20 protein-coding genes and 4 pseudogenes are annotated in these 17161 nt (G+C 33.7%); 5 read left to right on the top strand and 19 right to left on the bottom strand.

Going from position 1 to position 17161, the window contains the following annotated elements:
• Positions 1-207 precede the first annotated feature (207 nt).
• The 3 genes from ACQKNR_RS25980 to ACQKNR_RS25970 all read right to left on the bottom strand — a co-directional run bounded on the left by ACQKNR_RS25980 (position 208) and on the right by ACQKNR_RS25970 (position 2498).
• Positions 208-621, bottom strand: a complete 414-nt coding sequence (locus tag ACQKNR_RS25980) for a YjdF family protein (protein ID WP_427321887.1) — start codon at positions 619-621, stop codon at positions 208-210.
• 435 nt (positions 622-1056) lie between these two features.
• Entirely contained in the window at positions 1057-1377 is a 321-nt protein-coding gene (locus tag ACQKNR_RS25975; RefSeq protein WP_427321885.1) for a helix-turn-helix domain-containing protein, read from the bottom strand.
• A gap of 908 nt (positions 1378-2285) precedes the next feature.
• A complete protein-coding gene (locus ACQKNR_RS25970; protein WP_427321883.1) occupies positions 2286-2498 on the bottom strand; it encodes a small, acid-soluble spore protein, alpha/beta type in 213 nt (70 codons plus the stop codon).
• A gap of 282 nt (positions 2499-2780) precedes the next feature.
• On the opposite strand from ACQKNR_RS25970, the gene ACQKNR_RS25965 reads away from it, so the two are divergent.
• The gene (locus ACQKNR_RS25965) at positions 2781-3275 is read left to right on the top strand and encodes a YndM family protein (RefSeq protein WP_427321881.1); all 495 of its coding nucleotides are present in this window, start codon (positions 2781-2783) and stop codon (positions 3273-3275) included.
• A gap of 31 nt (positions 3276-3306) precedes the next feature.
• On the opposite strand, the gene ACQKNR_RS25960 is transcribed toward ACQKNR_RS25965, so the two are convergent.
• From ACQKNR_RS25960 to ACQKNR_RS25950, 3 genes are all read right to left on the bottom strand, one after another.
• Positions 3307-3822 (bottom strand): DUF3231 family protein, encoded by a 516-nt coding sequence (locus tag ACQKNR_RS25960; RefSeq protein WP_243515395.1) that lies wholly within the window; start codon positions 3820-3822, stop codon positions 3307-3309.
• A gap of 644 nt (positions 3823-4466) precedes the next feature.
• Positions 4467-4679, bottom strand: a complete 213-nt coding sequence (locus ACQKNR_RS25955) for a small, acid-soluble spore protein, alpha/beta type (RefSeq protein ID WP_427321879.1) — start codon at positions 4677-4679, stop codon at positions 4467-4469.
• 224 nt (positions 4680-4903) lie between these two features.
• Positions 4904-5467 (bottom strand): spore coat protein, encoded by a 564-nt coding sequence (locus tag ACQKNR_RS25950; protein ID WP_427321877.1) that lies wholly within the window; start codon positions 5465-5467, stop codon positions 4904-4906.
• Positions 5468-5594: 127 nt separating this feature from the next.
• On the opposite strand from ACQKNR_RS25950, the gene ACQKNR_RS25945 reads away from it, so the two are divergent.
• On the top strand, positions 5595-6419 hold the full coding sequence (locus tag ACQKNR_RS25945) for a Ku protein (RefSeq protein ID WP_427321875.1): 825 nt from the start codon (positions 5595-5597) through the stop codon (positions 6417-6419).
• 21 nt (positions 6420-6440) lie between these two features.
• On the opposite strand, the pseudogene ACQKNR_RS25940 reads toward ACQKNR_RS25945, so the two are convergent.
• From ACQKNR_RS25940 to tnpA, 3 genes and pseudogenes are all read right to left on the bottom strand, one after another.
• Positions 6441-6989: pseudogene (locus tag ACQKNR_RS25940) on the bottom strand (DUF2935 domain-containing protein); the annotation flags it as partial.
• A gap of 135 nt (positions 6990-7124) precedes the next feature.
• Positions 7125-8237 (bottom strand): RNA-guided endonuclease TnpB family protein, encoded by a 1113-nt coding sequence (locus tag ACQKNR_RS25935; protein ID WP_427321873.1) that lies wholly within the window; start codon positions 8235-8237, stop codon positions 7125-7127.
• An 11-nt stretch (positions 8238-8248) separates the two neighbouring features.
• A complete protein-coding gene (gene tnpA, locus ACQKNR_RS25930) occupies positions 8249-8647 on the bottom strand; it encodes an IS200/IS605 family transposase (protein ID WP_427321871.1) in 399 nt (132 codons plus the stop codon).
• Between the two features lie 231 nt (positions 8648-8878).
• Here tnpA and ACQKNR_RS25925 point away from each other — a divergent pair.
• Both ACQKNR_RS25925 and ACQKNR_RS25920 read left to right on the top strand, forming a co-directional pair.
• Positions 8879-9163, top strand: a pseudogene (locus ACQKNR_RS25925) (transposase).
• A gap of 46 nt (positions 9164-9209) precedes the next feature.
• Positions 9210-9332 (top strand): annotated as a pseudogene (locus ACQKNR_RS25920) (RNA chaperone Hfq); the annotation flags it as partial.
• 296 nt (positions 9333-9628) lie between these two features.
• Here ACQKNR_RS25920 and splB read toward each other — a convergent pair.
• The gene (splB, locus tag ACQKNR_RS25915) at positions 9629-10657 is read right to left on the bottom strand and encodes a spore photoproduct lyase (protein ID WP_427321869.1); all 1029 of its coding nucleotides are present in this window, start codon (positions 10655-10657) and stop codon (positions 9629-9631) included.
• On the bottom strand, positions 10654-10917 hold the full coding sequence (locus ACQKNR_RS25910) for a transcriptional regulator SplA domain-containing protein (RefSeq protein WP_327916424.1): 264 nt from the start codon (positions 10915-10917) through the stop codon (positions 10654-10656). The genes splB and ACQKNR_RS25910 overlap by 4 nt, the downstream gene beginning before the upstream one ends.
• A 339-nt stretch (positions 10918-11256) precedes the next feature.
• Here ACQKNR_RS25910 and ACQKNR_RS25905 point away from each other — a divergent pair, with 339 nt between their 5' ends.
• Complete coding sequence (locus tag ACQKNR_RS25905; protein WP_427321867.1) at positions 11257-11421, top strand: DUF4021 family protein; 165 nt, start codon at positions 11257-11259, stop codon at positions 11419-11421.
• A gap of 76 nt (positions 11422-11497) precedes the next feature.
• Here ACQKNR_RS25905 and ACQKNR_RS25900 read toward each other — a convergent pair whose 3' ends face one another.
• The 8 genes and pseudogenes from ACQKNR_RS25900 to ACQKNR_RS25865 all read right to left on the bottom strand — a co-directional run.
• A complete protein-coding gene (locus ACQKNR_RS25900; RefSeq protein WP_427321865.1) occupies positions 11498-11836 on the bottom strand; it encodes a DUF378 domain-containing protein in 339 nt (112 codons plus the stop codon).
• Between the two features lie 105 nt (positions 11837-11941).
• Positions 11942-12091 carry a hypothetical protein gene (locus ACQKNR_RS25895; protein ID WP_427321863.1) on the bottom strand — a complete coding sequence of 50 codons (150 nt, stop codon included), beginning with the start codon at positions 12089-12091 and terminating at the stop codon, positions 11942-11944.
• A 193-nt stretch (positions 12092-12284) separates the two neighbouring features.
• On the bottom strand, positions 12285-12668 hold the full coding sequence (locus ACQKNR_RS25890) for a hypothetical protein (RefSeq protein ID WP_427321861.1): 384 nt from the start codon (positions 12666-12668) through the stop codon (positions 12285-12287).
• A 606-nt stretch (positions 12669-13274) separates the two neighbouring features.
• Positions 13275-14216 (bottom strand): SRPBCC family protein, encoded by a 942-nt coding sequence (locus ACQKNR_RS25885; protein ID WP_427321859.1) that lies wholly within the window; start codon positions 14214-14216, stop codon positions 13275-13277.
• A 118-nt stretch (positions 14217-14334) separates the two neighbouring features.
• Positions 14335-14622, bottom strand: a complete 288-nt coding sequence (locus ACQKNR_RS25880; RefSeq protein WP_427321857.1) for a MerR family transcriptional regulator — start codon at positions 14620-14622, stop codon at positions 14335-14337.
• Positions 14623-15123: 501 nt separating this feature from the next.
• A complete protein-coding gene (locus ACQKNR_RS25875) occupies positions 15124-15252 on the bottom strand; it encodes a hypothetical protein (RefSeq protein WP_427321855.1) in 129 nt (42 codons plus the stop codon).
• The gene (locus ACQKNR_RS25870) at positions 15252-16367 is read right to left on the bottom strand and encodes a tetratricopeptide repeat protein (RefSeq protein ID WP_427321853.1); all 1116 of its coding nucleotides are present in this window, start codon (positions 16365-16367) and stop codon (positions 15252-15254) included. Before ACQKNR_RS25870 ends, ACQKNR_RS25875 begins: the two co-directional genes overlap by 1 nt.
• Positions 16368-16509: 142 nt before the next feature.
• Positions 16510-16954 (bottom strand): annotated as a pseudogene (locus ACQKNR_RS25865) (DUF3967 domain-containing protein); the annotation flags it as partial.
• Positions 16955-17161: the final 207 nt, after the last annotated feature.

Raw genomic sequence — 17161 nt, 5'->3', positions numbered from 1 at the left:
AATACGTTATAATGGCTACTGAAATCATGCCAAATATATCGGTATCACAGATGAACAAAACGAAACGCCATCCTTTCTTTATATTTCTACAAAAAGAATAGCGTTTTTTTCGCTTTATGAATTCAATTTCTTTTTCATTTGATGATGACAGGGTGTGAATAAATCCTCAAGATAAAAGATCATCCGCTAAATTTAGCGGATGATCTTTTATCTTCCTCGATGTTTTGCTTTCCGTTTTTGAATTTTCATTTGTCGCTTTTTTTCTTGTAATTCTTCTTTCTTTTTGTGCGTAATACATTGTTTTATTTTCTTTTTTTGTTCTAATTCTATTCTCAACACTTCATAAGATTTGTTAGAAACTCCTTGATTTTTCATTTCTTTGGCCGCTAACCTTATCAATCTTTTTGGATTGATTGTCTTATTTTTTCTTTTATCAATAGAGTTTTTAACACCTGATGTACCATGTAATAGCGGAACCATATCATGAAAAATAAAATCTAGTATTTCACTATCTTTTGGTTCTGAACCAAAAGTATGTTTACATACCTTCAATTTTTTATTTTCATACATTTCTACAATTCCAATCCAAAACTGTCCATCAAAATAAATTGTAAGTTTCATTGAGAATCCCCCTTGTTTATTACATGAATGATGGACATCCCAGGGGGGAAGGTTACTGGCAATAATTATTTAATTATTGCGTCCGGACTACCAACCGAACTGTGTTTTTTCACTCTAAAGTTATTATATTCCAATTTTTTGATTTGTAAACATTTTGATAATATCAATTAAGTTAAATTATTTTCTATTAATATTTACCAAAACATATTAGACTACTTATCCTCTAATGAAGTTTTATAATTTCCTGAGAATGAAAAATTTGTGACTTTTATAAAAATAAAATTCATTTTTATCGTTTTGGGGCAACCTGTTCTGTTAGGTTGATGGACATGGGGTCTTGATGGCAATGATAGCGTATCCCTACAGATTATTGACTCGTGAAACTTCATTATATTTTTCATATAACTTGTTTGTTTGAGGATTTATTTCATGATTTCACATTTGTAACCATCCACGTTTTTTGAGCTCTCTATACAAATTACTCACGTGGCATCCCACCTCTTTTGCAATATCGGGATAATTTAATCCTTGATTATATAAAATTATAGCTTGTTTGCATTTTTCATCCCATTCTTCTTCTATAGTTTTTACTTTTGCCAATCTCTTTCTAAATTCTTTTTTACCCAGCTTAATAAGTTTTTTTCCTATTTCGCATTCTTCAATACAATACTGTTCTATATCCGTTTGATATTTACAATTTTTACAGTATTCATCCTGCAAACATATTATTCTTACTTTTTTCGCGACCGCTCTCATATCGTATTCACTCCGATTTGATTTATATACGTATCATAATTTTACGAACATCTCCTTGCTACTTGGCTGTTATTTTGAAATATTCTACATCGTTCGCTATTTACGCTAATCTCAAAATCAATGCCAGTACGAGGTATACGGATAGTCTCATTCCCTGTCCTTTCTTAGCAAAATTTCCTGTTGGTAAATATCATTCCACTTTAATTTCCCAAAGGATAATTTTATTTAAAATTGTTAACTTGAAACTGATAAATATCCAAAAATGAATACATTAATAAATCTGTATTCCTAGACGAATGATAGTAACAAACACTATCTCCAAAATAGAAGAAATTACTAGTACAATAACTAACCAAAAGGAAAAAAATCCAAATATTAGGTTTTATTTGCTATTGTAGACTGTCTACAATAGGGGTTGTTCCGTCTGCTACAGGTTGCCCACCAACCTGTAGCAAAGCTTTACTTAAATGTTTATTCTTGAATACTGCATTTTAAATTTACTCTATACGTAAATTGATCCATTTTTTGCATTAGTATTCTTTATTTCGTGCATCTTTTGGTCTGTCTTTAATGTTTTATATTTCTATATTTTCAATGGTTACTTTTTCTTTTAATTTTAAAATTTCTATCTGATACATATTACTATTAACTTCCTAATATTTTTATGCTTATCTATATAATAAAGTGAATTTTAAGAATTGAGACCAACCAATTATGTATATTTTTTCTCAGCCATTGTAAATTCTACATCCCTCGCCACAGATTTCTATAGTGTTATATTTTTTAAATTTTGTTTATTTTATAAGAATTTTCTAGAGGATAATATTTTTAGTAACTTTACATACCAGGGATTTTAATGAAAAAGGAGAAACGATGTGTCTCTCCTTTTTATCCATGCATATTTAAGGTTAACGATGAATTCCACCGCCAAGTTGTTGTTCAGCCATCGCTACTAGACGTTTTGTGATTTCACCACCAACAGAACCATTTGAACGAGCTGTTGCGTCTGCACCAAGTTGTACGCCAAATTCTTGTGCGATTTCATATTTCATTTGATCGATTGCCCTCTCAGCGCCGTGAACTAATAATTCGTTACGACTTCCGCTATTATTGTTTGCCATATTGTATCACCTCCTATGTTTTTAATATGCTAAAAAGCAATAGAAAATATAAATTCCTTTTTTCGGTATTGATTTTCAAACTTTTTAAAGCATAAATAATACATATATTTCACAAAATAGTACTATGTAGGAGAGCGAAATAAAAAGTGCCTGCCATAGGAGTATCACATATCAAATAAACCTCCAGAACACGATGAAAATGGGTTGTGCTTTATGAAGGCACAGCCTATTTTTATTGAGGGGTTTATCCTACATAAAAGTTAAAAGAATGGAGGAATACAAATGAAACATATTGTTGCTTTGTTAATTAAATATACAGCTATTAGTGCTGTACTATTGATGATATTAGGCATTTTCCAAGGTATTTCGATTCCAAGAACCTTATTTATTTCATTAATAATTACTGGAGGGGCTTATTTAATAGGAGATTTATTTATTCTACCTAAGTATGGGAACATGGTGGCTACCATTGCTGATTTGGGTTTGAGTTTTGTAGGAGTTTGGGCATTAACGAATCTTGTAGCAGATATAAATTTAACCCGTAATATTGGGGCATCTGCTTTTTTTGCAGCTTTGCTTATTGGCGTGGCAGAAATATTCTTTCATATCTATATGAAGAAAGTTGTTTTACATGGAGATAGAGATTCAAAAGAATCCACCCATATGGGGCATGATAAATATGCTATGGAGATTTCTGAAGAGTATGTAGATTATTCTAGAATAAAAAGAGAAAGTCCATCTAGAAAAGTAGAAGATGGAACTGATAGATTGAAATAAAAAAGTGGCCCTTGGCCACTTTTTTTTATCGTTAAGCTTGTTCAGAATTTCGAACATGTAATGGTGGAGGAACTATCCACCCCTTCTTTTTGCTTAAACGTAGTAATGTTACTCCTGCTTGTGCTTTCTTCATGTGAATTTGTCCAAAAAGCATGCCTACATCTTCTCGAAGACATTTCCCCATAACTTGGCTACAAGTTACTAGTCCTGCTGCAAGAGCTGCTGCAACGGCTGCTGCGATCTCAGCGTCGTTGATGCGTGCACCAGGAGGAATGTCCTCAATTGAAGCAACCGGTCTTTCTGGAGGCGCCGGTGGTAAAGCCACTCCATTTACCTTTAAAAGGGCTTTTAGCTCTTCTATTTCAGGAGTCATATCATTCTCAATTAAGTTTTGTAAAAACTTCTTTAAATCTTCATCACCTGTGTGATTCATAAATACTTGATGTCCGGCAACAGCACCTTGTGTGGCAAGAAGATAACTCCAAATATCAAATACCTCCCCATAATGTAAAGGTTCATTTTGAGGATTTCCACTTAATACACCCATTTTAAAAAGCCTCCCTTTCGAAAATATCATCATAAGTATACTTTTCAATATTGAAAATAAATTTTTAAGTATGTTTTTTCCTACAAAATATTTTTTATCATGCATGGGAAACACCTTCCCAACGATGTATGTTTGTAGTCTAGTAAAGAAATTTACAAATAAAATACTCAAAGATTATTAAGTAAGATTATCAATAATCTTTGAGTGAGAAACGTTTACTATAAGGGTTTATCTTTTAATGAACGAACAAAGAAATTGATTTTAACGAATTTACCGAAAGAATTCTCCTTCCTCGAGCGTGCGAAGGGTGCTAGCCCAACGGTAGGTGGGAGATGAATTTCGGTTTGGCATAGCCAAAAACTTTTGATAAACTAGCTATATGAAGTTTTTTGATAACTTGATATAGGAGGTTGCAGGAAGAAAACAGAGTGCGAAAACCAAGCCATTCGGTTCCCGCGTAAAATATCAACCGTACTCAGAGAACATCCAATCGTTGGACATCTAGGGGTGGAACACCCCGAAGTAACGCTCAGGGAGACGAAAGGTTGCTTTCGTCTTGGAACTGAGAAGCTCCCACTTCAAGCTTTGCTAAGTGGCGAGTAGTTCACAAGCTACTATATTTTACACTAATTTATTTATTGAACTTAGCGATTAACTCCACCGCCAAGTTGTTGTTCAGCCATTGCAACTAAACGTTTTGTGATTTCGCCACCAACAGATCCGTTTGCACGAGCTGTTGTGTCTGCACCAAGTTGAACACCAAACTCTTGTGCAATCTCATATTTCATTTGATCAATTGCATTCTCAGCGCCGTGAACTAATAATTCATTACGACTTCCGCTATTTGTGTTTGCCATATTGTATCACCTCCTATATTTTTAATATGCTACGAATCATGGAAAAATAGTTATTCCTTTTTATGGAAAAATACACTTTAATTATGTATAAATTATTGAATCTCTTCTTAAAAGACAAATAAAAATAAAGCTGAGCAGAGTAAGAATAATTACTCTGTTCAGCTTTATCCAGTACCATCTAATTAATATATATTTTTAAAACTTGCGGCTTACTATTTCTTATATTATTGTAATGGCTGATTTACAGGCTGATAAATACTTGCTATAGCTTGTATTTCAGAGTCTGGTGCTGGAGATAGCGGATAGTAACCCTTTTTCACCATGTATTGCCAAATATCATATGCATGTCTACTACTATTTAAAAAAGCTTTTTCTAAAAAAGACCTCAAATTTGGATTTGCACACTCTAATACAGCCCCAGCATAGTTTAGTGCAGCTGATTTTTGATTTAAGAGATAGCCCGTAGCAATTGCTCGATCATTGGGAGGTTCTCCATTGATACTAGGTGTAACAGATGGATGTTGTTCAATCGGTGCTTTTAAATAAGAAATCAATACTGGATTTAAATTAGAGGGTTGGAAACGCTCAATATCGGGTGTACTTTGACCTTGGACAAATTCTACTTTTAAATTATAGTCTTCAATATGGAGCGGAAAATGATGCTGTAATAATTGTTTTAGTTCTGGATCTTGCGCTTGCTGAATGTATGTACTCATCGTATTAATTGTATTGTAACAGCCAGCAATTAATTCACTTAAATCACGTAACTCATGTGTAGCTAATTGCATTTTAAATCCTCCTTTTCAAAGTTTTTTTAGTTTCTCCCAAAATATAAAAAATATAAGAAGTGCATATGAATTTTCTTATTATCTCATACTAAAACTATTCATTTTTTTATGAAAGGAGAAGATTCAAATGCATACTGTATGGAAAGGCTCTCTTTCACTTGGATTATTAAACATCGGCATTAGGCTATATAGTGCTGTAGAAGAAAAAGATATTAAATTTTTAAGTCTTCATAAGGAATGTCTGACTCCCATCAAATATAAAAAGATTGCTCCTGATTGTACGGATACTGAAATAAGTGATGAAGAAGTTGTGAAAGCTTATGAATATGCGCCAAATAAATATATAATTATTGAAGATAAAGAATTAGAAGCACTACAAAAAAAACATGAGCCGCGAATCATTCGCATCTCATCTTTTATCCAAAATGATGAGATTGACTCAATTTCTTTCGATCGTTCCTATTTTGTGGGTCCTACCCCTGGGTATGAAAAGCCCTATCTGTTATTAAAAGAATCTTTGGATCGAACAAATAAACTTGGTCTTATTCATATTACTATCCGTAAGAAACAGCATCTAGCTATTATTCGTAGCTTTCAAGAAGGCCTTATTTTACAGACTATCCATTATCCTGATGAGATTCGTAATATAAAAAACATACCCGATCTTCCAAAAAATGAAGAGCACCCGATTCACAAACAAGAATTAACTACAGCAATGAATCTAATTCACCATTTAACCACTCCATTCATGCCAGAAGAATATATAGATGAATACACGGAAGCGCTTACTGATTTTATAGAAGAAAAAATTGAACAACAAGAAAAGAATGAAACTATAAATCCTAATACTAATATCATCAATATTATAGAAACATTAAATGCTAGCATTGAACAAGTAAAACAACAGAAAGGCAAGAAAATAGAAGGGATAAACGAAAAAAAAGCCACATAATTGTGGCTCTTTTCTCTACCCTTAAAGAGGATTACACTTTGGCATCTCCAAACCAGATGATTGTGCTAATTTTAATAAATAATAGCATTCCTCTCTTGCCATGTGGTCTGCCATTCTCGCAGATAATGTGCTTAATATTTGCTCAGATAATTCTAATTCTTCTATTTCATGAAGAAAATGCGAAAATAAATTCAGTTCCAATGAAACATCTTTCGTAAATTTCTTCAAAGCTGGAAAATGCTTAAGTTCTGTACGTAAATACCCCGTCATTTCAACAGCTTTTAAATAAAACTGCTCAAAGTGTTTGACATACATCTCACTCTTCTCTTTCAAGCGTTTCTCTACAAGATCTAACCCACCTGAAATCGAACCAGCATGACCAGCCGCATCTGTTAACCAAACGAGATGATAATGTAATTCATGAAAAATAGGTGGTACCTCTTCTTTTATTAGATATTTTAATACTGTTATATACTCTTCTACTTCATTTACCATATGATTAATGAAGGTTGGAGTAAAGTGGATAACAATTTTCCCTTCCAATTGCTTTTGTATAATATTTAACGTGAACTACCCGCCACTTAACGTCCTAACGGACTGTTTGAAGTGGGGGCTTCTCGGTTAGTCGTTACTTTTGATAGCTAACGAATTCGTCCTAAGACAGCCGAGCTAACTCCCTTGTTCCAAAGGTTATTGTATTGCTATTTATGCTAACGCTAATAGGCGTATTGCTTCATTTTTAATATTGATAGCTGCGTTATAATCTCTATCGAGATTTACACCACATATACAAGAATATACTCGCTCAGACAATGACATATTTTTCACATTTCCACAACTGCTACATGTTTTTGTGGAAGGAAACCATTTGTCTATTTTCACAAGCTGTTTTCCTTGTTCATTTAGTTTATAAGCTAAGAAAGAAGTGAACATACCCCACCCATTATCAGCGACACTTTTTCCAAAATGAAGTGCTTGCGACATTCCTTTCATATTTAAATCTTCAATAGCTACAACATCAAAATGAGTAGCTAACTCTTTAGACTTATGATGAAGGAAGTTCTTACGTTGGTTCGCTACTTTTTCATGTAACTTAGCTACACGGATACGTTGTTTATTCCAGCGAATAGAACCTTTTGTTCTTCTTGCTAATACTCGTTGTGCCTTTGCTAATCGATCTAACATTTCACGATAGAACTGAGGATAATTGGCTCTCTTATCCTCAGAACTGACGTATAATTGATCCATCGCAAAGTCTAATCCAACAACTGTTCCTACTTTTTTTTGTACAATCTCTTTTTCATATTCAGTCAAGATGGACACATAATATTTACCAGTAGGTGTCATAGAAATCGTACATGACTTGATTATATGGTCTTGTGGTATTTCTCTATGTTGTTTGATACGTACCATTTTCAGTTTTGGTAATTTGATATGACCATTAAGCAACATAATATTTCCGTTTACTACATTCGTTGTATAAGACTTTCTGTCTTTTTTACTTTTGAATGTTGGGAAGTCATTTTGACCACGAAAGAAATTCTTATAGGCAGTTTGCAAGTGTAGTTGAGCATTTGCCAAAGCTAATGAATCAACTTCTTTTAACCACTCAAATTCTGCCTTATATTTCGCGGGAGTTGGAAGCTTTTGTTTCTTTAGTTGTTCCTTATCATCTTTGTATTTTTCATACGCTTCTTTTCGTTCAGCTAACATTCTGTTATACACGAAACGTACACAACCGAAGGTTTTACGCATAAGATATGCTTGTTCTTCTGTTGGATACAAACGGAATTTATATGCTTTATTATGCTTTGTCATATCATTTCACCTCACTTTTCACCTTGATTTTCAATATATTTTTTTACTGCGTCTTTTGATGAACCACCAGTAGTTAGTAAGCAAAAACTTCTTGACCAAAACATCTCTTTCCAAAGTTTCTTTTTCACTTGTGGAAAGTCTCTCTTGATTAGTCGAGAACTTGCACTTTTATAAGCATTAATAAATTTTGTCATTTCTGTATTCGGATGTGCCTTGAACAAAATATGAACGTGGTCTACATCATGATTCCATTCTACTAGTGTTATGTTATAATTCTCGGATAACCTGACAAACATGTCTTTTGCATAGTCTGATATTTCATCATCGAACACATTTCTTCTATATTTTACGACCAACACAAGATGATAATACAACAGGAACACTGAATGATTATTGCTATCTAATTTCATTTATATACCAACCTTTATTCTTTATAAGACTGATTATATCAGAGGCAAAATAAAAAGCAAAGCCTTTTGGCTATGCCAAACCGAAATTCATCTCCCACCTACCGTTGGGCTAGCACCCTTCGCACGCTCGAGGAAGGAGAATTCTTTCGGTAAATTCGTTAAATCATACACTCCTTTCTCTTTTTTTATAGGAATTTTGGATTTTATGCTATAAACTGTATTTGGTTCTAAATCATAAATCTCCGGCAAAAACAAAAAGATCATATTTCTAATTGGTTACGTAGGGAATAGATACAATTTGTAAGAACTCATCATCGAAAACCTAGAAAATACGAGCATGATGAGATTCTTCATGAAGTGATGAATCAAATACAGGAACGTGAAATTTGGATTCCGTATGGTGAAGTGAAAAAATACTATGTAAGCAAAATAGGAAAATGGTTTAAAAAAATAGAAGGCGAATGGGAAATACAAATAGACAACAATGTGCGGCAGCAAGTATTAAAAGAAAAGTAGATAAAAATAGAGGGCGCATTTCATGTATAACTTACAAGAAGATTTCATGTATAACTTACAAGAAGATATGTATGAACAATTAAAAGAGAAAAAAGGGGATATCACTACATTTTTAAAGAGTGGGGTTCCCATACGTGGGCAGATCCTTGCAACAGATAAATTTCCAATATCCGAACCCTATTATAATTACTAACCCCCCCGTCAAGTAGACAACTGTAAAAAATACTATGCAGCCATCTGAATTTGATATTCAAATGGAGCTTAATGGCTGAGTCTTTTTAAAACCGTAATTAGTTATACGCTACATAAGTAGAAGATTTTAGGAGCCATCAAGCTAAGGTTTTCATATACCCCCTAAACGAAAATTTTCTTTCTCTACAGATAGTTCCTCTGAGAGTCAGCTCGTTTTTTCGTTTTGGGGGCATTTATTTTTCTTAAGTTGACGGGCATGTAAGGTGAGGCCTATTATGTGAAATATTCCAATTTTGCATTTGGGAAAAACTTTTTCATATAGGAATAAAGGTGGTTTTTTATATCCGCCTCTTCTTCTTTTTGATAAATATATTTTCCAATTCCATATTTCCCCCATTTATATCTTCTTCTCTCTTCATCTAATTCTAATTTGGTCATAGGGTAGTTTTTTTCAATTACCCTCTTAGCAGGCTTTGTAAAACGATGTTGAATAAATTCAAATGTAATATCATCCCTTACATCGAGGGGTAATTCAGCATCAAGGCGTTCAAACATATGATAGTACCCGTCCTGCCAACCTTCATGTAGATAAATAGGAGCTACGATGAACCCTAGTGGATATCCTGCTCTAGCTATTTTTCCTGCTGCTTCAATTCGTTTAGCCAACGGAGAGGTCCCAGGCTCAAAGTTTTTAATAACATAATCGGCGTTTACACTAAACCGAAATCTTGTTTTCCCATTATGTTTTGCATCAAGCAAGTGATCCACATGGTGAAATTTCGTCACGAATCGTAATTTCCCATATTTCGAGGCTCCAAAATGTTCAATCGCTCGCTTAAGAGTATGAGTTAAATGATCAATTCCTACAATATCTGATGTACAGGAAGCTTCAAACCTAGTGAATTCAGGCTTGCGATCCTCCATATATTTGTCAGCAGCTTCTAGAATTTCATCGACATTTACATAGGTACGGATATATGGCTTACTTCCCATGGTTGTTTGTAAATAGCAATAGTGACAATGGCCCATACAGCCTGTTGCAAAGGGAATAGCATACTCTGCTGAAGGCTTTGAAGTATCAAATTTCAGTGTTTTTCTAATCCCAACGACAAGAGTAGATTTTGCTACTCGATACTTCTGGAAATCGTTATCACCTGGCAAATCTCTCACTTGATTATGGGAAGTAGTATGCCGAATTTCAACATCCATCTTTGAAAATTTCTCGAAAAGCTCTCTCCCTAATGGATAATCTAATGCTTTGGGTTCAAAATATACAAGTTTAGGCATGAATGGGTTATTCATTCTAACATCCCCTCTGAAATATCCCCGTAATAGTAAGTATAGGCTTGGTTTGCCTCTTCTTCAGTAGAATAAACAGCCATCTCATTTGTTAGTGGATAATAAGTTTCGTAAAGAAATAATGCTAATTCATTTGGTTGCTCAGGATTATTTACAACTGCTGCTGCTTGTATATTGGCTACATCTTGTGTGTGGGGGTTTCGGTAGAAAACATATACAATATCTCCAGCATAATAAGTTTTACTTTCATTAGACAATTTCATTCCATCACCTTTTCTTTTTATAGAATCCACTGAGCAATGTTATTCATTACTAAAATTTTGCCTTTAGTGCCTATAATTATGTTTTCTTTATTATGGAAAAAATAGATGGAATTAACTAAATTTGTATAAAGGTGTTTTTGCCGATCCCCTTTTTCGAGGTATTGGCAAAAACACCCATCTCACATATTTTATAGAAAAGATGACACACTATATATTAGCTATTACTTAAATAGCTAAATTAATTGTTCATTCAATTGGCAGGTAATACATATTTTTGTCTGCCATACTCTTTTCATATGCTTTTAATTTTTTAAACTTTAATGTTTGGAGGTTATAAAAATGAATTTTCCACATTCGAAAAAAGAAGAGAGTAGTAATTCTAAATACTTAAAATCAAATACTACACAAATTGGACTTCAACCAGTAGAACAAGCCATGAATGGATTGTATGGAATGCCAGAAACTGATATTGAAGACAAAGAACATCAAAAAAAGGAAATTTGAAAAATACTTAGTATTTCAATATTACTTTTATTATTCATACATAAAACAAGGGAAATCAAAGTTCCCTTGTTTTTTATTACTCTTTATCCCATGTATTTTGTTTGTGCTTATACGCACCCCTCGAATTCTCTGTTAAATCTACTATATCTGCTTCCTTACCAAATTCAGTACTATAATTAGGTTTTCCATATTCTTTACGATTCATCTCTTGATTCGCATCCTTCATTGGTTGAAACAACTGTGTTAAGCACATTAACCCACTTATTCCAACAAGAGCAAAGATTACTCTTGCTAAAAAGGCATTTTGTCCACCAAATATTGTTCCTACTAAATCAAACTTAAAGAAACCAATTAGCCCCCAATTAATAGCACCAATAATAACTAAAGCTAAGGCAATTCGTTGTATAGTTCTCATTGATATAACACCTCCTTCAGTCTCAACTTTTAAAACTATGTACAGGAATACCCTGTATTCTTCCTGCTTGAATCGTTAGCTTTGATTTCCAATCAAAGTGATAGTTCATAATTCAACATAAATACATTCCAGTTCCATAATATAAACTTTGACTAACATTTTAATGTTTTTATTATTTAATACTGCGATAAGACGGCATAGTATTGCGGTTATCGGTACTGCAATAATTAACCCTATTTGTACTTTCTGCATCATATTAGCTATCCTGTTAGTTGCTAGGATTCAATCTTATTATTAGAAATTAACAATGGTTTCATACACAAAATATCTAATACATACTCAATTTATTATTTTGTTTCTACAAAGGCTTTTTGATGTTACATAAACTAACCTTTTCTCAAACAACTTGGTTCTTTTATTTCGCATAATATACGACAGTATGTTCATACTACACCTGAGCCTTTAAAAAGCTCATATAAATGCCTAACGTTTCATAACAAGTGGGCAAAGCAGGCGGTTTATTGAACCGCCTGCTTTGTTTTATTTCTTTACTTAACTTTTTTCTAGGCTGAAATCCTACTTGTCTTAAAGACTCATTCCAATTTTCAAAATGTCTTACATAAGTAGATAAAGCAGGCATATTGGGATCTTTTAATAGGAATGAGCCCATTCTTTTAACGAATTCCCCGAAAGAATTCTCCTTCCTCAAGCGTGTGAAGGGCGTAGCCCAACGATAGGTGGGAGATGAATTTCGGTTTGGCGTAGCCAAAAACTTTTGATAACTTGATATAGGAGGTTGCAGGAAGAAAACAGAGTGCGAAAACCAAGCCATTCGGTTCCTGCGTAAAATATCAACCGTACTCAGAGAGCATCCAATCGTTGGACATCTAGGGGTGGAACACCCCGAAGTAACGCTCAGGGAGACGAAAGGTTGCTTTCGTCTTGGAACTGAGGAGCTCCCACTTCAAGCTTTGCTAAGTGGCGAGTAGTTCACCATCTATTCTAATACATAATCCTTTTCAAAAAGTAACGATTTACCATCAACAAGTAGATACCGCGATTAGAGTTGGAGTAAATGTAGAAGATAAGTGAAAATTTGTAAAATTATATCTACTAAAAAGAGAAAATATCAAAAAGAAACCATGTCGAATTATATTTCCGATATGACTTCTTCTTTTGATGCATTTCTGGTGCAAACACTCTAAATGTAAAATTACAATAAACCTATTTAATTTTAAAAGCTCAAACAAGCATAACCCCGTTCTAAATGTAGGACGGGGTTAAAAATATAGTTGTTTAATTTTTGATGTAAGATACTTCACTACAACAAAAAATATAACAATAAAGTCGTTTAAAAATCTAAGTTTTATTCAAAAATAGCGCCCTTTAGCTGAATAAGTAAAATTTCTATGTTAGCGCCTATTTTAATAAAATTAAATTAGTGTTGCAATCCGTTAACCATTTTAGTCAGTTCCGCCTCAAGTCGATCAAAGTTCTGTTCGTTGGCTTCGTAACAGAAACTTCTCACTTTTTCGCATTCTTTAACTGATTTGTGGAGCATTTTCCATATAAGTTCGGTTTTGCCTTCTTTCTCAGCAAATGTAATGGTTAGTAAAAATTCATGTATTGACCCCAGATGGTGGATAACAATCTTTTCAGGTTCAATTATTTCGAAAAAGATGGATTTATTCTCATAATCTACACCATTGGGTCCATGCATAATGAAACGCCAAATACCGTTTGGTCGCATATCGAATTCATGAAACGTATTAGTAAAGCCCTCGGGTCCCCACCATTTTTCCAAATGATTCGGGTCACTGAATGCTTTGAACATGATTTCACGCGGCACATTGAAGATACGTGTGTTGACAATCTCACGATCAGAGATTGGCTCAGGAGAGTTAATAATCTTCGATACCTCAGAGGATACTCTTAACTCTTGATTATTTTTCAACTGTTCACCAAGCTGATCCAGCAAAATACTTGTCCCGTGCTCACGAACTGCAGCTGTATCATGGCCGTCTAGGAATGCGCCTTGCTCGGTAAAAATCAGGTGTGTTCCTTCTTCAATTTGTTTAAACTCGACCGTTGCTACAGAAACGGAAATTCGCGTTTCATCGAGATCCATGGTGTAAGAATAGACAATACGGTGGTCAGGAATGATTTCCTGATAGTGAGCCTTAAATGTGTAAACAGGACCTCCTGGAGGGCCGCCATGATTTATCTCTTGTCCACCCTCTCGAAAATCAAACTCTTCCGCCTCAGTGAACCATTTTGCTTTAAGCTCTGGGTCCGCCCATGCAGCGAATACCACTTCAGGTGTGAAATTATACACCTTTTCAATAACAAAGGTATCGTGTGTTGCAAAGTGTTTTTTCATTCTTACTTCCCCCTTTTTTGGTGAGACGGATGATTAGAAAGGAATTCGCCAAGTCGATCAAATTGGCGCTCCATATTCTTTTGGCGCCCGTAAAAATAATTTTCATGACTTTTTTTCATCATTCCAATTGAATTTGTAAAATCTCAGATACATTTTGTAAATCTTTTAACAGCTTCTGTTGAACTCTTATATTTTCTCTTAAACGTTCTATTTGAAGAGTCACCACTTCAATAGGGTTATACGTATCGTCGGCCAAGATTGATTTAATTTCCTCTAGCGTTAATCCTAAATCTTTTAGACTAAGAATTTGCTGTAACCGCGAAAGATCTGTGGCGTTATATAGGCGATATCCTGATTCTGAATAGTCTGATGGTGAGAACAATTCAATTTGGTCATAATACCGCAAGGTCCGAATCGTTAAACCTGTTATCTTTGCAAGTTCCCCTGTCTTCCATTTCTTCTTACCCGAAACTAAAATAACCCCCCCCTTATTTTGCGAGAATTTTTACCGGTATCTTCACTATAAACCGTTACGTCACGTAAGGGTCAAAGGAAAATATTTTTTTTGAATCATGAGAAAATCTTTATCCTACCTCGATAGCTTAAGTGTAACTTTTCACAAACAATCTTTAACCAGTATGTTTACTGTTCATTATTCTTCAACAATCTGGCCCGATTGTTGAATAGAATGACTCGCATTTTTTTAAACAACTTTATTATTTTTCAAACGACTTTATTGTAAATTAAACAACTTTTTTATCACTTTACAATAAAAAGTCTAAATGATTACCCCTGCAATTTTAGAACCTCTTTACACTTTTTACAAATATTGTTATAATTGAATAAACCAAAGCATTACCCCATTAACAAAGGGACTCCAATTATGGAGTCCCTTTGTTAATGGCAATTAAAAATGATCAGCATGTGAGTATTGTATAATTTCTTCCTTTTTTAGAGCATGTTGTGTATCACCTGTATTGTTACTAAATGATAATGCTATAACTAATCCTAATATCGCTAACACAAGATTCTTCATTATTTTAACGCCCCTTTGCTTAGTAGTTTTTGTTTCGCTTCGTAACATATATCGAAATAATCACTAACTTTTTCATGCTCGTTCAATTTGCGGAAACGAACCGCTAATACTTCTGCATATTCTTCTACGAAATCCCATAAACCCTGCTTTTTGAAGTAAGAAATACTTTTCTCCACTTCTTCTTCTAAGAGTTTAATTGCTTCATCTTCATTAAGAGAACGTAAAATATTGAAATGATATACATACTCTTCATTTCCTAATTCTATACAAACTGCTAATCCTTTTTCAATAAGTTCTTTTGCAATATTTGTTTCTCTTAGCTTATAGTGTTCACGTGCTTGTAAGAACAATGCTTTAAAATGCGCAGGATTCTTCTCTGTCACTTCTGATAAATGACGAATCGCTAATGTAGATAAGTTTTGAGTTGCATATAATAACCCCAGATTATGCCTTACTGCTAAAATCAATTTTTCTTCATTATGTTTTTGCAAAAGGTCAATGGAACGATTCAAATGTTCTTCCGCTTTTTCAAATTGCTTTAAGAATATACAAGCTGTCCCTAATGTGTTTTCACAAGAAGCAACTTTCACCTCATATCCATCATGTCTTTCAAAGATTTCTTTCGCTTTATTTGCGTATTCAATAGATATTAACATACTAGACAAATGATGATTTAACACCGCATATTTTTGATTAAACTCTGCATGCTCCAATTCGTCAGAAATGTGTTCTAATAAGCTTTCAGCTTCTTCGTATTGTCTTCTCGCTTCATTATAGTTACCAAACATTAAAGCATGTTCTGCTTTAAAAGAATGATAGTAATAAGCTATGAGTGTATCTGTCGTTTCATCAATCTTATCAATTGCTTCAAAGCTGTCTTTTCGAATACTTACTCGATCAGTTAGCATTCTGTATTTTAAATCTAGTAAAGAATAATATAATAATAAATTTTGATTTTGATCTTCTTTTTGTTCTGCATGTTTAATCTGTTCAATTTTTTCATCTATTTCTTTTTTTACTTCAGTTGCTTTTATAATTTGCTGCGACAACATCATTTGATAAAAATCATTAAGTTGTTGCATAATTGCTTCATGCGTGAAAAGATTTGTGCTCATATCACTACATCCTCCTCAACCACTTCTATTCACCTAAATATTACCATAATTCTAAAAATCATATAAGAGTTCGACCTGTAATTATAGGTTGCTAAATAAAATTCAGAATATTCGAACTATAATTCCACTTCAGTATAAGTGCTCAATTCCAAAACATCCACCAGGATTTCCTTTTTGCTGCCGCTATTTCTTCCTGGGCTGATACAATAGTACGTTTAGCATCTTGAATCTCTCTGACCATCTTCATAAGGTTATCATCTCTTAGCTCTAACCTTTTTTCTATCCTTTCTTCACGTTCCTTCCGATCTTTCATATCTTCTCTTATTAATTTATTTCTTTCTTTAATATCCTCTTCAATTAACTTATTCCTTTGATCTATACGATCACCTAGTCTCTTTTCCATTTCTAAAAGGTTAGCTTGCTGTACCTTATTAATTTCTTCTATCATAGTGCTGCTGTTGGAATTGATACTTCATTTGATAAGGAACTGGATCTGATACCTGGGATTCCTCTTTCTTATTACGGATTCCAAACTGCTTCGCAATCATTTTCGCAGCTTTTTCTAAAGTCATACCATCCTGCTTACTATACAGTTTTTTGGCTAATCCAGTAACAAACGCGAAACCTAAAACCACGCCATAATAGGAATGTATAAAAAATGCATAGGTCCATAGAACGAAAAAAGGAGGCTCCCTTTTGAGTGCAGTGACCCCTGTCAAGTAGACAGTATTTAAAAAGCGCAACTAAGCAACCTGAGTTCTATATTTATATGGACTCAGGTTATTTAATTTCTT

Source organism: Bacillus sp. NPDC094077, assembly GCF_050279465.1.
Classification (GTDB): domain Bacteria; phylum Bacillota; class Bacilli; order Bacillales; family Bacillaceae_G; genus Bacillus_A.
Note: the sequence above shows the minus strand (reverse complement) of the source record. Positions and strands in the feature narration are given on the sequence as shown.